Genomic DNA, 15,519 nt, shown 5'->3' on the forward strand with positions numbered 1-15,519 from the left:
CCCTTTTTTGGGCATCGCCGGTCCATGCGATGCCACGACCACAAGGATAACATATGATCGCGCTTTCCGTTCCGTCATTCATGCTGAACGCTGGCTGAGCGTGCCGATGTCGTCGCCATTGTGCAGCACCGCGGCTTTGGCCTATAGGACCGGCATGACCGAAGCTGACAGGGGCCGGGCGCGCCAGCGCCGTACGACCGCCCAATGACCCCTTTTCCCTGGGCGGATGTGGCGATCATCCTGATCCTTATCCTGCTCAACGGCGTTTTCGCCATGTCCGAACTCGCGATCGTTTCGGCGCGCGACCCGCGGTTGCAGGCCGCTGAGAAGCGCGGCAGCAGTGGAGCGCGGATCGCGCGTCAGCTTGCCTCCGACCCCGGCCGCTTCCTGTCGACGGTGCAGGTTGGCATCACGCTGATCGGCGTGCTGACGGGCGCCTATTCGGGGGCCAGCCTGGGCCAGCCCGTCGCCGAACGGTTGCAGGCATGGACCGGCCTTGATGCCGACACCGCGCGCACGGTTGCGTTCGCCCTCGTCATCGCGCTTACGACTTATGCCTCGCTGATCGCGGGCGAGCTTGTCCCCAAACAATTCGCGCTGCGCGCACCCGAACGGATTGCGATCTTCGTCGCGCCGATGATGTTTTGGCTTGCGCGCATTGCGGCTCCGCTGGTCTGGCTGCTCAACAACAGTTCGGGTCTGGTGTTCCGCCTGCTCGGTCTCAAGCGCGAATCGGACGATCAGGTGACCGCCGAGGAACTGCACCTGATCGTCGCCGAGGCGTCGAAATCGGGCGTGATCGAGGAGAGCGAGCGCGCGATCATCTCGGGCGTCGTGCGGCTTGCCGACCGGCCGGTGCGCGAAGTGATGACGCCGCGCAAGGATGTCGACTGGATCGACATCACGCTCGACGCGAAGGGTGTGCGCGACAAGCTGCTCGAAACGCCGCACAGCCGTCTGCCGGTCGCGCGCGGGTCGGTCGACGATATCGTCGGAGTCGTGCAAGCGCGCGACATCGCGGCGGCGCTGTTCCGTGGCGACCCGATAGACCTCGAGCGGCTGATGCGCCGCGCCGCGGTCATCCACGACCAGATCGATGCGATGGACGCGCTCGCGGCGCTGCGCCTTGCCGAAGTGCCGATGCTGCTCGTTCACGACGAATATGGCCATTTCGATGGACTGGTGACGCCCGCCGACCTGATGTCGGCGATCGCGGGTGAGTTCGCGTCCGATCAGGATATCGGCAGCGAACCCTTCGTCGTCGAACGCGAGGATGGCAGCCTGCTGATCGCCGGGTCGATGCCCGCCGACCAGATGGCCGAGCGGCTGGGGATCGAACTCGACGACGACCGCGACTATGCGACCGCCGCGGGCCACGCGCTCGCGATCCTCAAGCATCTGCCCGAGGAAGGGGAGGCCTTCACCGATCGCGGCTGGAGGTTCGAGATCGTCGATATGGACGGCCGCAAGATCGACAAGCTGCTGGTCAGCGAAGTGCGCAAGCCCAAGGTCGAAGCCGAGGGCGATTGATCGGGGTTCGCGGCCTCAACGGCCGGGACTGAAGTGGCAACTGGCCGTTTATCGGGGTCGCGTCGGTCCGACATGATGCATCACCGCTTCCGCGAGTTTTCGCTCCTCGCGGGTCGGACGGACCGGCTCGGTTTCGGGCGTCGCGTGGCGCCGTCCGAACATCGGGCGGCGGACAGGAAGCAGGGGGGCATAACGCATCGGAGCACGCCTTGATCGCACGGCCGCCCCCCGGCACCGCAATGGGTCTGGTCCCCGAAACCATTCTTGCGCGCGCGGCTTGCGCGACGCTTAACGGACAGCGTTACTGGTTTCTTTGCGGTACGCTGAAGGTGCCCTTGACGCGGCCGCCCGAACCGTCGGTGACCGGATTGCCGTCGGGGCCGCGGGCAGCGCCGCGACCGTCGACCGTCGCGCGTCCGCTGTTGAGGTCGATTACAAGTCGTCCGCCCGACAGGCGGTTCGCGCCCTGCGTTAACTGGACATTGCCGACCATCGTGATCAGCCGCCGGTCGAGATCGTAGATCGCGACATTGCCCTTTGCCGTTTCATTGCCCTTGGTGACGGTGACGCCGCCCGTCGCGTCGAGCCGGTTGACGTCGGTGTTGCCGGCGCGGGTATAGGCGACGGTCATGCGCGGTGCGACCACGGTCAACCCCGCCTGCGTTACTCGCACGCCGCCCGCCAGTACGACGCGGTCGGCGCGATCCTGCACCTCGATGCTGCCCGCGTCGAAATCGACGGGGGCGTTGCTGTTGTGATTCGCCAGCGCCTGCGCATAGGCCGCGCCGCCGCCATGTCCGCTTGCCAGAATCGCGAGGCTGGTCAGCACGAAGCTGGCGCCGGCCAGCGTCAGGCTCTTCACGGTCCAAAGCCCCTTCATTTGAGCGCTCCCTGGTTGATCCGAAGATGGGCGTTCCCCGACAGGCGGACGATCCGCTGGTCAAGGTCGGCGGTCAGTTCGTTGGCCGAAAAATTACCGATGTTCAACGCGCCATTGACGCCGCCGGTACCGACGAGGCTGCGATTCTTGAGGTCGATAGCGACATTGTTCGCATCGATGCGATAGCCGTCGGCGCCCTTGACTTGTACCAGTCCCGGCACGGTCACCTTTTCGCTGTCCATGTCATATTGTCCGTTCGCGGCGGCGATCGTCGCCGGGCCGTCGGCCAGCTTGATTGCCCCGGACAGTCCGTTCATCCGCACGATCGGTTCGGTCGAGCTTTTCTGCACCGCGCTTTCTGCGATGAGCGCAAAGGGCTGGCCTTTGGTGTCCTGGCCGCGATATTCGGCACGCACGACCTTCATCCGCTCCTTCGCCACCTCGACCTTGTCCTTGGCGAGCAGGAAGCTGACCTCGCTGCGCTGGGTGAAGGGCGAAAAGACGAGCACCGCCGCAACGACGCCGATAACGAGCGGCAGGCCGTAGCGCAAAATGCGCACCACGCGGTCGTGGCGCGACCCGCTGGCCGCCCACAGGCGGCGCATCGTGCGGTCGATTTCGGCGCGTTCGGACACCCGCGGCGGCTTCCCGTCAGCTATGCGCGAAGATGTCGACCTCGGGCCATCCGGCGAGGTCGAGCGCGGCGCGCGTCGGGAGGAAATCGAAGCAGGATTGTGCGAGTTCGGTGCGCCCCTCGCGCGCGAGGCGGGCGTCGAGCACCTCCTTCATTGCGTGCAGAAAGCGGACATCGCTCGCGGCATAGTCGCGCTGCGCCTCGCTCAGTTCGGCAGCGCCCCAGTCGCTCGACTGCTGCTGCTTCGATACATCCTGTCCCAGCAGTTCGCGGACCAGTTCCTTGAGCCCGTGGCGGTCGGTGTAGGTGCGCACCAGCTTCGACGCGATCTTGGTGCAATAGACGGGGGCGGTGACAACGCCGAGCGCCTGCTGCATCGCGGCAATATCGAAACGGGCGAAATGGAACAGTTTCAGCCGGTCAGGATCAGTGAGGATCGCCTTGAGGACCGGTGCGTCATAGCGGCTGCCGGGGCCGAATCGCACCAGATGCTCGTCGCCCTTGCCGTCGCTGATCTGGACGAGGCACAGCCGGTCGCGCAGCGGGTTGAGTCCCATGGTTTCGGTGTCGATCGCGACGGGGCCGGGGCCGATCGCGCCTTCCGGCAGATCTTCTTCGTGGAAATATACGGTCATCGACTTGCCTTAGGCGAAGCGGCGGCGCCGCTCAATGACTGGTTTTCGCGGTACCGCCCCTCGGCGCCAGCGCTACGGCAAAGCTTGGAAATCCGCCGATCGCGGCTTTGAATTTTCTGTTCGCAGATGCCGTTCATATAGGTTATATATTGCGCCGTTAGCGGCACGGGGCGAGTCTGTGCCCATGGTGAACTGCGTCCCCGTCCGGCGCAAGGAGCCGGTTCAATCGGGTGTGGACGACCGAAAGCGACTACTAAGCAATGAGTTTCAACAAGGATCGCCGTGGCCATCGCGGACGCGGCAAGCGCGACGACTTCGGCAATTTCGACAGTTTCGAACCGGCACCTTATGGCGGCGGCGGCTTTGGCGGTGGCGACCGCGGTGGTTTCGGTGATCGCGGCGGCTTCGGTGGCGGCGATCGTGCCGGCGGCGATCGTGGTGGTGGTTTCGGCGGTGGCGATCGCGGCGGCTTCGCCGGCGGCGGTCGCGGCGGCTTTGGCGGTGGCGGCGGCGGTGCCCGCGGCGGCATGCCGGCACAGGTCGTCGGCGAAGGCCAGGGCCAAGTGAAATTCTTCAACCCCTCGAAGGGCTTTGGCTTCATCGCGCGCGACGATGGCGGTGAAGACGTGTTCGTGCACATCAGCGCGGTCGAACAGGCGGGACTGCAGGGCCTCGCATCGGGTCAGCCGCTCGGTTTCACGCTCGTCGAACGCAACGGCAAGGTGTCGGCCATCGATCTCAAGATCGAAGGCGAACCGATGCCTGTCGAGGACTTCGCCCCGCGTCCGCGCGAGGATCGTCCCGCTGCGGGCGGTGCGCGCGGCCGGCGTCAGCTGACCGGCGAACGCACGTCGGGCACGGTGAAATTCTTCAACACGACCAAGGGTTTCGGTTTCATCGCGCGCGATGACGGACAGGCGGATGCCTTCGTCCACATCAGCGCGGTGCAGCGCGCCGGCATGGCGGGCCTCGAAGAAGGCGACCGCGTCGCTTTCGACATCGAGGTGGATGATCGCGGCAAATTCGCCGCGGTGAACCTCCAGCCGACGCAGGACTGATTCGGCGTCCACCGGATGAACGAAGGGCGGCCCCGCAAAGGGCCGCCCTTTTTCGTTACCGGTGGTCTGCGCAGCCCCTCAGGCGAGGGTGGCCTTCAGGAACCAGATACGCTGCTGCGTTTCGTCCGCCCAGCCATCGACCAGGCCGCTCGTCGCAATGTCGCCATCGGCTTCGGCCGCCGTCTTGGCATCCTTGAGCTGGGCGAGCAGCGTCTCGTTGTCGGCGGCAAGGTTGCGCACCATCGTTTCGGCGTCGACGCTCGCTGCGTCGTCGTCCTTGATCGACTGGTGACGGCTGATGTCGCCGATCGAGCGGAGCGTCGCTGCGCCATTCTTGCGCACACGCTCGGCGATCAGGTCGGTCGTCGCGAGGATCTGGGCCGCCTGCTCGTCGAACAGAAGGTGCAGGCTGCGAAAACTGGGGCCCTTGACGTGCCAGTGATAATTTTTGGTTTTCAGATAGAGCGCGAAACTGTCGGCGAGCAGCGCGTTCAGCGCATCCGCAACGGCAGGCTGATTCTTGTTGGACATGGGAAAGCCTCCTTTTTCTGCTTCCCGGCCAATATAGTGCCGTAGCGGCAAAGCTGCCCATGAAGCCTGTTCGATGCTGTGATCGATAAAATCGATTACTGGGCACCATAATCGGATTTTCTGTCAGAGACCGAAGGCGCGCATCGCGGCGTTGAGGCCCCATAGCGTGAGAATCGCGGCGCTCATCAACCGGGCGATCCGTGCCGCGGCCTGATCGGCGAGCGCGGCGCCAAAAGCGAGGAACGGGACCAGCGAGAGCGTCCAGCCGATCAGCCCCCCCGCGGCCGCCCACAGCCCGGCGCCACTCGTCGCCGCCAGCGCGCCGATCAGGAAATGGCTGCGGTCGCCGAGTTGAGCCAGAAACAGCCGTGCCGCGAGCGAGGGCAACGGAGCTTCCTCCAGACTCTGGACCGCCGGGCCGAGGCGCCCCCGCCAGACGAGCGCGACCGCCGCACCGAGCAACGCGAAGGCGAGCAGCAGCGCTACGATACCCTGACCGATCACCCGGTTTGCTGCCGTCCCCGCGACCGCCGCGATGGTCGCATTGGCCAGAAAGGCGGCAAAGGCAATCGCGACGACGGCGCGGCGATCCCCGCGCGCCGCCATCACCTGCGACAGCAAACGTCCGGTTCGGCCATCGGCGTTGGCTAGCAATACCGCGACGAGGGCAAGCATGATGGCATCCATGACGACCAGCCTACTCCAGCTATGGCAGCGAAGAAACGGGGCGGCATAAGCATCGCAGGGCGCGGAGGATGCGCATGCCGGCCGCCTCCCGACTTCGAATCCCGCCCGTCAATGCCAAGGCGAGGTCCGGACCGCCCAATAGACGAGGTAGAGCAGCCCTGCCCACAACAGAAGGATGAAGGCCATGCCCGCGCGGCTCGAGGGGCGCTCGCTCGCAAGCTCCGCCGCTGCATGCAATTCGCTCCACAGCGGATCGGGGATCATCTGTCGGACCAGCCACAGACCCGCTGGGACGATCAGCAGATCGTCGAGCCAGCCGAGTACAGGGACGAAATCGGGTATCAGATCGATCGGCGACAGCGCATAGGCAGCGACGGCGACCGCCAGCAGCCTGGCGATCAGTGGCGTCCGCGGGTCCCGCGCGGCGAGCCACGCGGCGTGCGCCTCGACGGAAAGCCGATGGCCCAGATCGCCGATGCGTTCGGAAAGGGATTTGCCCGTCATCGCGTCGCACATTAGTCTTCCTGCATGGCTATCCAACTGAAAAGCGCACGCGTCGAGCGTTGGCCCGTCGCGGGCGAATTCGTCATCAGCCGCGGTGCAAGCGACCATGTCGATGTCGTCGTCGCCGAAGTCGAGGAAGACGGCGTCGCCGGGCGCGGCGAGGGAACGCCGATCTACTATCAGGGCGAAGATGCGGCCGGCTGCCGCGACGCTCTGCTGCGCGTCATGCCGCATCTCGCGGGACTGGGCGCGGCGGCCGCGCGGGCAGCGGTGCAGGAATTGATGGGGGCGGGTGCGGCGCGCAACGCGATCGACTGTGCGCTATGGGATCTCGAAGCGCGCCAGCGCGCCGTCCCGCTGTGGCAGCTCGCCGGCTGCGAAGCGCCGGCGCCGCGCGTCACCGCCTTCACCATTTCGCTCGGCGGCCCTGGCACGATGGCGGCGCGAACCGAGGAAGCGGTGATGGCGGGCTATCGCCTGTTCAAGATCAAGCTGGCCGGCGACGCCGAAGATCGCGCGCGCGTTGCCGCGGTGCGGGGCGCGGCGCCCGGCGCCCGCCTGATCGTCGATGCGAACGAGAGCTGGGGCGCGCTCGACCTGCTTCCTGAGGTCGAGGCGCTCGCCGACCTCGGAGTCGAAATGATCGAGCAACCGGTGCCGGTCGGCACCGACGTGCTGCTCGACGGCATCTATTCCCCGCTGCCGTTCATCGCCGATGAAAGCTGTCATGTCGCTGCGGATGTGCCGCGCATCGGGGCCTTTTACGACGGCGTGAACATCAAGCTCGACAAGGCGGGCGGGCTGACCGAGGCACTCAAGCTGGCCGATGCCGCCGACGCGGCGGGTCTGAGCATCATGGTCGGCTGCACGCTGTCGACCAGCCTGGCGATCGCGCCGGCGTATCTGCTCGCGCAGCGGGCGCGATGGGTCGACCTCGACGGCCCCGCCTTGCTGGCGCGCGATCGCGCCGATGGCTTCAGCTTCGCCAATGGCGAAATTAGTCCATTTTAATGATAGTAAATTATATTGACTAAATGGCCGAAGCGGGAAATATTCGCCGAATGAGCAATTCGGACACCGCCCGCCACCGCGAGATCGTTATGCCCGCCCTTCTGCGCCATGCGCGCACCATCTATGGCGGAGCAATGCGCCGGGCGCTTGATCGCGCCGGATTTGACGACATCCCGGCAAACGGGCTCTATGTGATCGGCGGTTTGGCGCTGGGGGCGGAGGAGGTGCCGCTGGGGGCTCTGATCCGCGATCTGCGCATATCGAAGCAGGCGGCGGGGCAGCTTGTCGATACGCTCGTCATGCGCGGCTATCTGGAGCGCCAGGCCGATCCCGCCGACCGGCGCCGACTGACTGTGCGCCTGACCGAGCGCGGCGCCGAGGCGGCGACGATCCAGGGTCAGGCGCGCGATGCCATCGACGCGAAGCTCGCGGCGCGGGTCGGCGCCGAGGACGTCGCCGCCGCGCGCCGCGTCCTCTATGCGCTGGTCGAGATGGGGATCGAGGCCCGCGAGCGCGATGCGGCTTCTTCGTCCTAAAGCGCCACCTCGGCATGGCTGCCGAGTTCGCCTTCCTTCACCGTCGATCCGGTCATCAGGCGGAACAGACCCTTGATCCCGGCCTCTGCGGTCCAGATTTCGGCATCGTCGAGATCGAAGCGCAGCATCAGCAGGTCCGGGTCATCCTTGCCGCCTTCGTACCAGGCCTCGACCGGCTTCGACCAATATTTGTCGATCGTCGCACGGTCGGTCACCGGAGTCAGCGTGCCGGAGACGCATGCGAACAGGTCATGGCCTTTGGCGACATATTGCGCCATCGCGCGCCCGCCTGCGGCGAGACGGCCACTCTTGGCGTGGAAAAAATGGAAATAGCCGTCATTGTCTTTGTCGAGCTGCGCGGTCATCGGGATCGCATGGGCGTGACCGGCGTCGAGCGCGACCATCAGATAGGGATTGTCGGCCATTTCCTTCCAGAAACGCTGTTTGATGTCCTTGCTCATCGGGGAGGCTCCTTTCTGCTTGTGTCATGCTAACGCGCGGAGCCGCCCCGATGTTGCGCGCTTTAGCGCGCGGGCCGCGCGGCGTAGCTCACCACCTCATATTCGATGCCGTCCAGGTCGAAGAAATAGAAGCGGCGCCCGGGTTCGTAAACGCCGTGATTGAAAGGGCGCAAACCGGCATCGACCACTTTCGCCTCGATCGCATCGAGATCGTCGACCTGGATGCCGACATGGTTGAGCGGTTCGCCTTTCGCGAAATGCGCGTTCGCATGAAGGCCGTCGGGACCGGTGTAGAATGCGACATAGGCCTCATCCGATCCGACGTGGATCGACATGCCGCCGTCGCGCGCCGGCCCGCGCCAGCGTTCGTGCCAGCCGAAGATCCGCGCCATCAGCGCGGCGCTGCGTTCGGGGTCGCTGACGGTCAGATTCACATGTTCGATAAAGGGATGCGTCACGGGCTGAAACTCCTGATTCGGGTTGACGCAGACAGATATGAAAGTTCAACTAAGCTTTAGATCAAGCATATTTCGCGAAGGGGCTTTCGTGCACCGTGCCGACCTTCTGCCCATCGGCGAGCTTGCCGCACGAACCGGCGTTGCGGTGTCGGCGATCCGTTTCTACGAAGCGAAGGGACTGATCGCGTCGCTGCGCACGGCGGGCGGACAAAGACGCTTTCTGCGCGCCGACACGCGGCGCCTGTCGTTTATCCTTATCGCGCAGCAGATGGGGCTCAGCCTCGACGAGATCGCGGCGGAACTGGCGCGCCTCCCTTCGGAACGTACCCCCAATGCCGCCGACTGGCGCCGGATCAGCACCGGCCTGCGCGCGCGGATCGACGCACAGATCGCGGCGCTGGAACGGACGCGCGACCTGCTGGACGGCTGCATCGGTTGCGGTTGCCTGAGCCTGAAGAAATGCGGGCTTTATAACGCCCGGGACAAGGCGGCGCAGCGCGGCGCCGGCCCGCGCTATCTGCTGGGCGACCGATCGGGCGACATTGCCGATGCGCGATAGCGCGCAAGGAAGTAGGGATTATTCGCTGTTGCCACGGAGGCGGCCAGGTCGCGCCGGGCTTACATCGGTTCGGCCATCACCGCTTCGATTTCATGGTTCAGCACTTCGGCGCGGCGGCATTGATCGTGGTCGCCGCGCTCGCATTTTTCAGCCGCCTTGTCGCGCTGGCGCGAAAGCTTGCCCAGCCTCTCCTCGCGTTCGCGCATCGCCCGGCCGCGGTTGCGGTCGGCCTCGTCCTGGCTGGTGGTCGACCAGTCGACGACCTGTCCTGCGGCCTTCACCGGCGCGGTGACGACCGATTTCACGGTGCTTACACAGCCCGCAAGCAGGGGCAGCGCCAGCATCGCCCCGAACCATATCCGCATCGTCCTTCTCCTCGGCGTCCGGCGTTGCACATTGCCGCAGCAATGGCCAGCGGCTTGCGGCCAAAAGTGCAGCCTTTCGGCGCTTCTGTCATATCACTGAAACAAATAGTTAAATTCGCATTAACCCTCTTGGCCTAGGTCGCCCTGCATCGCTTTGCAGTCAAGAGAGACAGATGACGCCCCCCGATCCGCTATTGGCCCCCGCGACCGGACATTCGATGGCGATCGCTCACGATGCGCATCTGTCGGCGGTGATCGACATTTTCCGGGCGCAGCCGCAGTTGCGCGTCCTGACGATCGTCGACGCCGCGGGCCATCCGGTCGGAATCATCCGCGAACAGCGCGTGCGCGAATTGCTCTTTTGTCCCTATTGGTTTTCGCTGATGCAAAACCCGTCGATCGGGGGATCGATCGCCTCGCTCATCGATCCGTGCCAGATCGCCGATGTCGGCGAGAGCACCGCCGCGCTGCTGAGGATCGCCGCGCAGTCGGCGGCGCAGGAACTCGTGCTTGTCGATCGCGGCCGCTTCGTCGAAACGCTCGACTCGGCGCAACTGTCGAAATTGGCCATGCTGCGCGAGATCGAGGTGGCGCAGGAACGCAGCGCGCGCGCCGCGACGGTCGAAGCAAGCGGGCGCCGCTTCGAACAGGATATCAGCGCGCTGACCGCGACGCTCGCCGAGATGGCGCGTGAGGCAGAGGCGGTGGCGCAGGGGCTGGGGACGCGTGCCGACGAGACGGGGCGCGACGCGGTGTCGGTCGCGGGCGCAACCGCCCAGACGCTCGCGGGGCTTCAGGAGCTTGGGGATCGGGGGAGGGGGCTCGCCGCCAGCATGGCGCGCATCGTCGCCGACGGCACCCGGGCGCGCGACGTGCGGCGTCACGCCCATGCGCGCGTCCGGTCGGCGAGCGAGCGGGCGACCGCGCTGCGCGAGGCGAGCCAGTCGATCGAGCATATGCTGCGCCTGATCATCGACATGGCGAGCCGCACCAACATGCTGGCGCTCAACGCCGGGATCGAGGCGGCGCGCGCGGGGGAGGCGGGGCGCGGCTTCGCTGTCGTTGCCCAGGAAGTGAAGAATCTCGCGGCGCAGACCCGTGCCGCGGCAAGCGACATTTCGCCCTTCATCGACCATATTCGCGAAATCGTCGGGCAGGTTGCCGAAGGCTTTGCCGAGGTCGAACGCGCGATCGAGGCGAACAACGCCTTTTCGGATGCCGTCGATACGGCGGTCGACGGCCAGAGCGCGACGACCCTGCTGATCGCAAGCTATGTCGAGCAGGCGGTTGCCGCGGGGAAGGAGATCGACACGCGCGTCCATCAGATCGGCCGCGGCGCCGCGGCGGTCGGACAGGAGGCGATTGCGCTCGGCGAATTGTCGTCGGGGCTGACCCGCGCAGCACGATCGTTGCATCAGCGCGCGAGCCAGTTCGTCGAGACCGTCGCTGCGGCCTGAATCCCGCCGCGGGACATATGGTTTACAAAGACTTGCCGGGGGCATGGGCTGTGATAGGTTGCTCCCGCGCCCGCGGCGCTTCCGGCCCCGGGCGGGAGGGAGGGTCCATATGACCAATATGCAAAAGGGTCTGGCCGAGTTTATCGGCACATTCTGGCTTGTCTTCGGCGGTTGCGGCAGCGCGGTTCTAGCGGCGGCCTTTCCCGATGTCGGCATCGGATTGCTCGGCGTCGCGCTCGCCTTCGGCCTGACGGTCGTCACCATGGCCTATGCCATCGGCCATATCTCGGGCTGCCATCTCAACCCCGCGGTCACGGTCGGCCTGTGGGCCGGCGGCCGCTTTCAGTCGCGCGACATTCCACTCTATGTCGTCGCGCAGGTGCTGGGCGCGATCGTCGCCGCTTTTCTCCTCTATTATATCGCGAGCGGAAATCCCGATTTGGATCTTGCGACCAAGGGCCTCGCTGCCAACGGTTTCGGCGACGGCTCGCCCGGCCATTACGACATCTGGTCGGCGCTGATTATCGAGGTCGTGCTGACCGCCGGCTTCCTGTGGGTCATCATGGGTTCGACCGACGGCCGCGCACCCGCGGGTTTCGCGCCGCTGGCCATCGGCCTCGCGCTCACGCTCATCCACCTCATCTCGATCCCGGTGACCAACACCTCGGTCAATCCGGCGCGCAGCACCGGCCCGGCGCTCGTTGTCGGCGGGCTGGCGCTTCAGCAGCTCTGGCTGTTCTGGCTCGCACCTCTCGCCGGCGGGCTTGCCGGCGGCTGGCTCTACAAGACGCTGGGCGCCGATCGCTTTCCCAAGCCCGATATCGAGGGCGAATGACGGACGGACCGGCGGGGCGCGTCCCCGCCGGTTTCCGCCCTGCACTTCCTATTTGAGCAGATCGAGCGCGAAGGCGCGCACGTCGGCGGCCATGTCGGGGCGTTCGAGCGCGATCGCCAGATTGGCCTGGATATAGCCGGCCTTTGATCCGCAGTCGTAACGGGCGCCGTCGAAGGTGACCGCGTGAAAGGGCTGCCGGCCGATCATCGTCGCCATGGCGTCGGTGAGCTGGATTTCGCCGCCTGTGCCCTTTTCCTGGCTTTCGAGCACGCGCATCACGTCGGGCTGAAGGATATAGCGGCCCGAGATGATAAGGTTCGACGGGGCATCGTCGATCGCGGGCTTTTCGACAAGGCCGCGGACTTCGGTCAGGGCGCCGTCGGCGCGGCCCGGCGCGATCACGCCATAGCTCGACACCTGTTCGTGCGGCACTTCGAGCACCGAGATCAGGTTGCCGCCGACCTTGTGATAGGCATCGACCATCTGCTTCATGCAGCCGGGGCTGCCGTGCATGAATTCGTCGGGCAGGAAGATCGCGAAGGGTTCGTCGCCGACGATGTCGCGCGCGCACCAGATCGCATGGCCCAGCCCCATCGGCTCCTGCTGGCGGACGTAGGCGCAATTGCCGGGACCGAGCCGCGTGGGTTCCAGGACCGACAAATCCTTGCCGCGTTCGGACATCGTGCGTTCGAGTTCGAAGGCGATGTCGAAATGATCCTCGATCGCGCTCTTGCCGCGGCCGGTGACGAAGATCATCTGCTCGATCCCCGCCTCGCGCGCCTCGTCGACCGCATATTGGATCAGCGGCCGGTCGACGACAGGCAGCATTTCCTTGGGGATCGCCTTGGTCGCGGGCAGGAAGCGCGTGCCGAGGCCGGCGACGGGAAAGACGGCTTTGCGGATCGGTTTCATGGCCGGGCTCCTAGCGCGGATCGGGCAGTGTGGAAAGGCAGGGCCGACGGCGCTTCAGGGCGTCACGATGATGACGACGCGGCGATTGTCCTGCCGGCCTTCGGGCGTGTCGTTCGAAGACAGCGGCATGGTTTCGCCGCGTCCGATAATCTGGCCGGGGGCGAATTGCATTCCGCCCGCGATCAGCGGCGCGGCAACGGCCTGGGCCCGGGCTTCGGAGAGCTTCTGGTTATAGTCGGGAGCGCCCGTTGAATCGGTGTGACCTTCGACACGCGCGCTGGGGATGCCGACCGCGATCAGGCGCCGGGCAAGCGTGCCGAGGCGTTCGGTCTGTTCGGGCTGGATTGCGCTTTCGTTGGTCGCGAACAGCAGGCGATCGGCCATCGTGAGCTGCCAGCTGTCGTCGGCGGCCGCGGGGGCGGGGATGAAGCCTTCTTCCTTCAGCACCGCGATCTGTGCGGCATTGAAGCCCTTTGGCGCCGGCATGCTCTGGCACGCTGCGAGCAATGCGGCGACGGCCAGCGCGAACAAGGTGCGAAGGTGGCGGGGGGCGGCATGGGTCATTGCAGGTCTCCGGGGGGTCGTCATTTCGAAAGCTTGCCGAGCTTGTCGGCATACATGGCGGCGTCGGCCGCGGTCAGCATCGCGGTGGGATCGGTGCCGTCGGCAGGATGCACGGCAACGCCGATGCTCACCGACAGGCGGTAGCTGTCGCCGCCGGGCAGCGTGATCGGATCGGCGATGGCCGCGCGAAGGCGCTCGGCGAGCGAGTCGGGTTGTGCGTCATGTCCGGCCGGATCGACGATCATCACGAATTCGTCGCCGCCGATGCGCGCGGCGAAATCGCCCGGGTGAAGCAGCGCCTTGATCCGCTGCGACAGCGCGACGAGCACCGCGTCGCCGGCGGCGTGACCAAAGCCGTCATTCACCGCCTTGAAATTGTCGGCATCGATGAACAGCAGCGCAAAGCGGGCGGCACCCGCAGCCAGCCTCGCCGCCAGCGCTTCGTCGAACGCCGCGCGGTTGGGCAGCGCGGTGAGCGGATCGTGCGAGGCGCGGTGGGCGAGCAGCGCCTTTTCGCTTTCCATATGCCCCTGCCAGCCCTGCAGCTCGTCGAGCAGGGCATTGATGTCGCCGCCGAGCCGGTCAAGCTCGGCAATGCCGAGCCCCTGCACCCGCTTGTCGAAGCGGCGGTGCAGCCGGACATCGTGCGCGACGGTAGCAATCTCGCCGAGCGGCTTGACCAGCTCATATTCGAAGCGCCGGGCGAGGATGACCGTGCCGATCGCGGTAATGAGCAGACAGGCGAGACCGGCGAGCAGGCCGAGCCGTACATAATGGGTCAGCGTCGAACTGTCGCCCCACACCTCGATCGTCCCGATGACCGATCCGTTGCGCTGGACGGTGGTCGCAAAGGGCCGCGGAAAGAAAAAGCCCGTCAGCATCGGCATTGCATCGCCGTGCGGCGACACCCATTCGGTGAGCAGCCGTCCCTTGTCGTCAAGCACGCGCAGGCGCGCGATGCCGGGAATTCGGGTGAGCGGTTGCAACCCCTCGCGCGCCGCTTGGGGATCGTTGAAGACGAGCGCGGGTTCGACGCCATAGGCCGCGACCTGCGCCGCCAGCTCCATGTTCCGATCTGCATAGCCGCGCAGCGTCGTGATCCCGGCGAGCAGGATGGTGATCCCCGATAGGGCGACCGCAAGCAGCGTCACCCCGAAATGAAAGCGCGACAGCAGCTTTTGCAGGGTGGTGTGCGCGCCGCTGCGTTCGGGGGCAGGAGCCGGCGTCATTGCGGCCCCCCGTCGCTGCCGATCTTGAGCACGCGCGGATCGACGCGCACCGATCCGCGGCCGATCGAATCGAGATTGACCGAAAAGCTGAGCCGCTGGCCCTGCGCGCTCAGGCAGAACATCGCGCCGAGGTTGCAGTTGTTGTCATCGTCAGTGACGGTCAGGATCGCCTTTCCGTGCACCCAGCCGATCAGGCGTTGCCGGTCCGCCACGGGCATCTGCCCGAGATAGAGCATATGACAGCCCGCCCCGCCGATTGCCGCTGCGGCGCTGATGCGCCGGACGCTCACCGATCCGCGGCCGGGCAGGTCGGGCGCCGGACGTTCGGTCAGGCGCGGCGTGCCGATGATGCACATGGTGCGCGGCGCGCCCGACGCCTCGTTCGGCCATGTCGCATAGGTCACGATGCCGCCGAGCATGCGGTTGACCGCCAGCGCCATGCCGCCTGGACTGTCATCCACGACAGTTTGCGCCGCCGCCTGCATGGCGAGCTGCGGCGCCGTCATCGACGAGCCGATCAGAAGCAATGGTATCAGCACGCTGTAGCGGTCCCCACCTCGGATGGGGGTGATCCTGCCCCCGCGAGGCGGCGTCCGCTAGAGAAAAGCGCCGCTAAGTCAAGGAAAAGTGACGCCATGCGGCCATATTGCAACAGTCGGCCGGACGATGACCG

General features: G+C 66.0%; 21 protein-coding genes. 7 read left to right on the forward strand and 14 right to left on the reverse strand.

Features of this window, described 5'->3' with window-relative positions; translation table 11 throughout:
- Nucleotides 1-204: 204 nt before the first annotated feature.
- On the forward strand, nucleotides 205-1,530 hold the full coding sequence (locus L0963_RS01140) for a hemolysin family protein (RefSeq protein WP_062901681.1): 1,326 nt from the start codon (nucleotides 205-207) through the stop codon (nucleotides 1,528-1,530).
- A gap of 48 nt (nucleotides 1,531-1,578) precedes the next feature.
- On the opposite strand, the gene L0963_RS01145 is transcribed toward L0963_RS01140, so the two are convergent.
- The 4 genes from L0963_RS01145 to L0963_RS01160 form a co-directional block, all read right to left on the reverse strand.
- Complete coding sequence (locus L0963_RS01145) at nucleotides 1,579-1,728, reverse strand: hypothetical protein (protein ID WP_156000971.1); 150 nt, start codon at nucleotides 1,726-1,728, stop codon at nucleotides 1,579-1,581.
- Between the two features lie 103 nt (nucleotides 1,729-1,831).
- Complete coding sequence (locus L0963_RS01150; protein ID WP_062901682.1) at nucleotides 1,832-2,410, reverse strand: LptA/OstA family protein; 579 nt, start codon at nucleotides 2,408-2,410, stop codon at nucleotides 1,832-1,834.
- Nucleotides 2,407-3,045, reverse strand: a complete 639-nt coding sequence (locus L0963_RS01155) for a hypothetical protein (RefSeq protein WP_062901683.1) — start codon at nucleotides 3,043-3,045, stop codon at nucleotides 2,407-2,409. Before L0963_RS01155 ends, L0963_RS01150 begins: the two co-directional genes overlap by 4 nt.
- A 16-nt stretch (nucleotides 3,046-3,061) precedes the next feature.
- The gene (locus L0963_RS01160; protein WP_003041249.1) at nucleotides 3,062-3,679 is read right to left on the reverse strand and encodes a ribonuclease D; all 618 of its coding nucleotides are present in this window, start codon (nucleotides 3,677-3,679) and stop codon (nucleotides 3,062-3,064) included.
- 260 nt (nucleotides 3,680-3,939) lie between these two features.
- Between L0963_RS01160 and L0963_RS19775 the strand changes: the two genes are divergently transcribed.
- Nucleotides 3,940-4,737: a cold-shock protein gene (locus L0963_RS19775; protein WP_062901684.1), complete on the forward strand. Its 798-nt coding sequence runs from the start codon at nucleotides 3,940-3,942 to the stop codon at nucleotides 4,735-4,737.
- A gap of 78 nt (nucleotides 4,738-4,815) precedes the next feature.
- Here L0963_RS19775 and L0963_RS01180 read toward each other — a convergent pair whose 3' ends face one another.
- From L0963_RS01180 to L0963_RS01190, 3 genes are all read right to left on the reverse strand, one after another.
- Nucleotides 4,816-5,268, reverse strand: coding sequence for a Dps family protein (locus tag L0963_RS01180; protein ID WP_062901685.1), 453 nt, complete (start codon nucleotides 5,266-5,268; stop codon nucleotides 4,816-4,818).
- 123 nt (nucleotides 5,269-5,391) lie between these two features.
- Nucleotides 5,392-5,955 (reverse strand): hypothetical protein, encoded by a 564-nt coding sequence (locus L0963_RS01185; RefSeq protein ID WP_062901686.1) that lies wholly within the window; start codon nucleotides 5,953-5,955, stop codon nucleotides 5,392-5,394.
- A 108-nt stretch (nucleotides 5,956-6,063) separates the two neighbouring features.
- Complete coding sequence (locus L0963_RS01190; protein WP_062903106.1) at nucleotides 6,064-6,459, reverse strand: YkvA family protein; 396 nt, start codon at nucleotides 6,457-6,459, stop codon at nucleotides 6,064-6,066.
- A gap of 24 nt (nucleotides 6,460-6,483) precedes the next feature.
- On the opposite strand from L0963_RS01190, the gene L0963_RS01195 reads away from it, so the two are divergent.
- Both L0963_RS01195 and L0963_RS01200 read left to right on the forward strand, forming a co-directional pair.
- The gene (locus tag L0963_RS01195) at nucleotides 6,484-7,470 is read left to right on the forward strand and encodes a dipeptide epimerase (protein WP_234178487.1); all 987 of its coding nucleotides are present in this window, start codon (nucleotides 6,484-6,486) and stop codon (nucleotides 7,468-7,470) included.
- Nucleotides 7,471-7,520: 50 nt separating this feature from the next.
- Nucleotides 7,521-8,006 carry a MarR family winged helix-turn-helix transcriptional regulator gene (locus L0963_RS01200; RefSeq protein WP_186402870.1) on the forward strand — a complete coding sequence of 162 codons (486 nt, stop codon included), beginning with the start codon at nucleotides 7,521-7,523 and terminating at the stop codon, nucleotides 8,004-8,006.
- On the opposite strand, the gene L0963_RS01205 is transcribed toward L0963_RS01200, so the two are convergent.
- Both L0963_RS01205 and L0963_RS01210 read right to left on the reverse strand, forming a co-directional pair.
- Nucleotides 8,003-8,467, reverse strand: a complete 465-nt coding sequence (locus L0963_RS01205) for a pyridoxamine 5'-phosphate oxidase family protein (RefSeq protein ID WP_062901689.1) — start codon at nucleotides 8,465-8,467, stop codon at nucleotides 8,003-8,005. The genes L0963_RS01200 and L0963_RS01205 overlap by 4 nt on opposite strands.
- A 62-nt stretch (nucleotides 8,468-8,529) precedes the next feature.
- Nucleotides 8,530-8,925 (reverse strand): VOC family protein, encoded by a 396-nt coding sequence (locus L0963_RS01210; protein WP_062901690.1) that lies wholly within the window; start codon nucleotides 8,923-8,925, stop codon nucleotides 8,530-8,532.
- Between the two features lie 88 nt (nucleotides 8,926-9,013).
- On the opposite strand from L0963_RS01210, the gene soxR reads away from it, so the two are divergent.
- Nucleotides 9,014-9,484, forward strand: a complete 471-nt coding sequence (gene soxR / locus L0963_RS01215) for a redox-sensitive transcriptional activator SoxR (protein ID WP_186402872.1) — start codon at nucleotides 9,014-9,016, stop codon at nucleotides 9,482-9,484.
- A 59-nt stretch (nucleotides 9,485-9,543) separates the two neighbouring features.
- Here the strand turns inward: soxR and L0963_RS01220 are convergent, their stop codons facing one another.
- Nucleotides 9,544-9,849, reverse strand: a complete 306-nt coding sequence (locus L0963_RS01220) for a hypothetical protein (RefSeq protein WP_062901691.1) — start codon at nucleotides 9,847-9,849, stop codon at nucleotides 9,544-9,546.
- Nucleotides 9,850-10,022: 173 nt separating this feature from the next.
- Here L0963_RS01220 and L0963_RS01225 point away from each other — a divergent pair, with 173 nt between their 5' ends.
- Complete coding sequence (locus L0963_RS01225) at nucleotides 10,023-11,306, forward strand: methyl-accepting chemotaxis protein (protein WP_186402873.1); 1,284 nt, start codon at nucleotides 10,023-10,025, stop codon at nucleotides 11,304-11,306.
- 109 nt (nucleotides 11,307-11,415) lie between these two features.
- Nucleotides 11,416-12,141: an aquaporin Z gene (gene aqpZ / locus L0963_RS01230; protein ID WP_234178488.1), complete on the forward strand. Its 726-nt coding sequence runs from the start codon at nucleotides 11,416-11,418 to the stop codon at nucleotides 12,139-12,141.
- A 48-nt stretch (nucleotides 12,142-12,189) separates the two neighbouring features.
- Here aqpZ and galU read toward each other — a convergent pair whose 3' ends face one another.
- The 4 genes from galU to L0963_RS01250 are packed head-to-tail and all read right to left on the reverse strand — an operon-like array spanning nucleotide 12,190 to nucleotide 15,385.
- Nucleotides 12,190-13,053, reverse strand: coding sequence for a UTP--glucose-1-phosphate uridylyltransferase GalU (galU, locus tag L0963_RS01235; protein WP_062901693.1), 864 nt, complete (start codon nucleotides 13,051-13,053; stop codon nucleotides 12,190-12,192).
- Nucleotides 13,054-13,107: 54 nt separating this feature from the next.
- Nucleotides 13,108-13,617, reverse strand: a complete 510-nt coding sequence (locus tag L0963_RS01240; RefSeq protein WP_186402874.1) for an OmpA family protein — start codon at nucleotides 13,615-13,617, stop codon at nucleotides 13,108-13,110.
- A 20-nt stretch (nucleotides 13,618-13,637) separates the two neighbouring features.
- Entirely contained in the window at nucleotides 13,638-14,846 is a 1,209-nt protein-coding gene (locus L0963_RS01245; RefSeq protein ID WP_062901695.1) for a diguanylate cyclase domain-containing protein, read from the reverse strand.
- On the reverse strand, nucleotides 14,843-15,385 hold the full coding sequence (locus tag L0963_RS01250) for a YfiR family protein (RefSeq protein ID WP_234178489.1): 543 nt from the start codon (nucleotides 15,383-15,385) through the stop codon (nucleotides 14,843-14,845). Before L0963_RS01250 ends, L0963_RS01245 begins: the two co-directional genes overlap by 4 nt.
- Nucleotides 15,386-15,519: the final 134 nt, after the last annotated feature.

The sequence above is a fragment of the Sphingopyxis sp. NFH-91 genome (assembly GCF_021401285.1).
Classification (GTDB): Bacteria; Pseudomonadota; Alphaproteobacteria; order Sphingomonadales; family Sphingomonadaceae; genus Sphingopyxis; species Sphingopyxis terrae_A.

What these genes read in the sequence shown, in the direction of transcription:
- L0963_RS01140 (WP_062901681.1), top strand. Translation starts at nt 205, where the DNA reads ATGACCCCTTTTCCCTGGGCGGATGTGGCGATCATCCTGATCCTTATC.
- L0963_RS01145 (WP_156000971.1), bottom strand. Translation starts at nt 1,728, where the DNA reads ATGCGTTATGCCCCCCTGCTTCCTGTCCGCCGCCCGATGTTCGGACGG.
- L0963_RS01150 (WP_062901682.1), bottom strand. Translation starts at nt 2,410, where the DNA reads ATGAAGGGGCTTTGGACCGTGAAGAGCCTGACGCTGGCCGGCGCCAGC.
- L0963_RS01160 (WP_003041249.1), bottom strand. Translation starts at nt 3,679, where the DNA reads ATGACCGTATATTTCCACGAAGAAGATCTGCCGGAAGGCGCGATCGGC.
- L0963_RS19775 (WP_062901684.1), top strand. Translation starts at nt 3,940, where the DNA reads ATGAGTTTCAACAAGGATCGCCGTGGCCATCGCGGACGCGGCAAGCGC.
- L0963_RS01180 (WP_062901685.1), bottom strand. Translation starts at nt 5,268, where the DNA reads ATGTCCAACAAGAATCAGCCTGCCGTTGCGGATGCGCTGAACGCGCTG.
- L0963_RS01185 (WP_062901686.1), bottom strand. Translation starts at nt 5,955, where the DNA reads ATGGATGCCATCATGCTTGCCCTCGTCGCGGTATTGCTAGCCAACGCC.
- L0963_RS01190 (WP_062903106.1), bottom strand. Translation starts at nt 6,459, where the DNA reads ATGACGGGCAAATCCCTTTCCGAACGCATCGGCGATCTGGGCCATCGG.
- L0963_RS01195 (WP_234178487.1), top strand. Translation starts at nt 6,484, where the DNA reads ATGGCTATCCAACTGAAAAGCGCACGCGTCGAGCGTTGGCCCGTCGCG.
- L0963_RS01200 (WP_186402870.1), top strand. Translation starts at nt 7,521, where the DNA reads ATGAGCAATTCGGACACCGCCCGCCACCGCGAGATCGTTATGCCCGCC.
- L0963_RS01205 (WP_062901689.1), bottom strand. Translation starts at nt 8,467, where the DNA reads ATGAGCAAGGACATCAAACAGCGTTTCTGGAAGGAAATGGCCGACAAT.
- L0963_RS01220 (WP_062901691.1), bottom strand. Translation starts at nt 9,849, where the DNA reads ATGCGGATATGGTTCGGGGCGATGCTGGCGCTGCCCCTGCTTGCGGGC.
- L0963_RS01225 (WP_186402873.1), top strand. Translation starts at nt 10,023, where the DNA reads ATGACGCCCCCCGATCCGCTATTGGCCCCCGCGACCGGACATTCGATG.
- aqpZ (WP_234178488.1), top strand. Translation starts at nt 11,416, where the DNA reads ATGACCAATATGCAAAAGGGTCTGGCCGAGTTTATCGGCACATTCTGG.
- galU (WP_062901693.1), bottom strand. Translation starts at nt 13,053, where the DNA reads ATGAAACCGATCCGCAAAGCCGTCTTTCCCGTCGCCGGCCTCGGCACG.
- L0963_RS01240 (WP_186402874.1), bottom strand. Translation starts at nt 13,617, where the DNA reads ATGACCCATGCCGCCCCCCGCCACCTTCGCACCTTGTTCGCGCTGGCC.
- L0963_RS01245 (WP_062901695.1), bottom strand. Translation starts at nt 14,846, where the DNA reads ATGACGCCGGCTCCTGCCCCCGAACGCAGCGGCGCGCACACCACCCTG.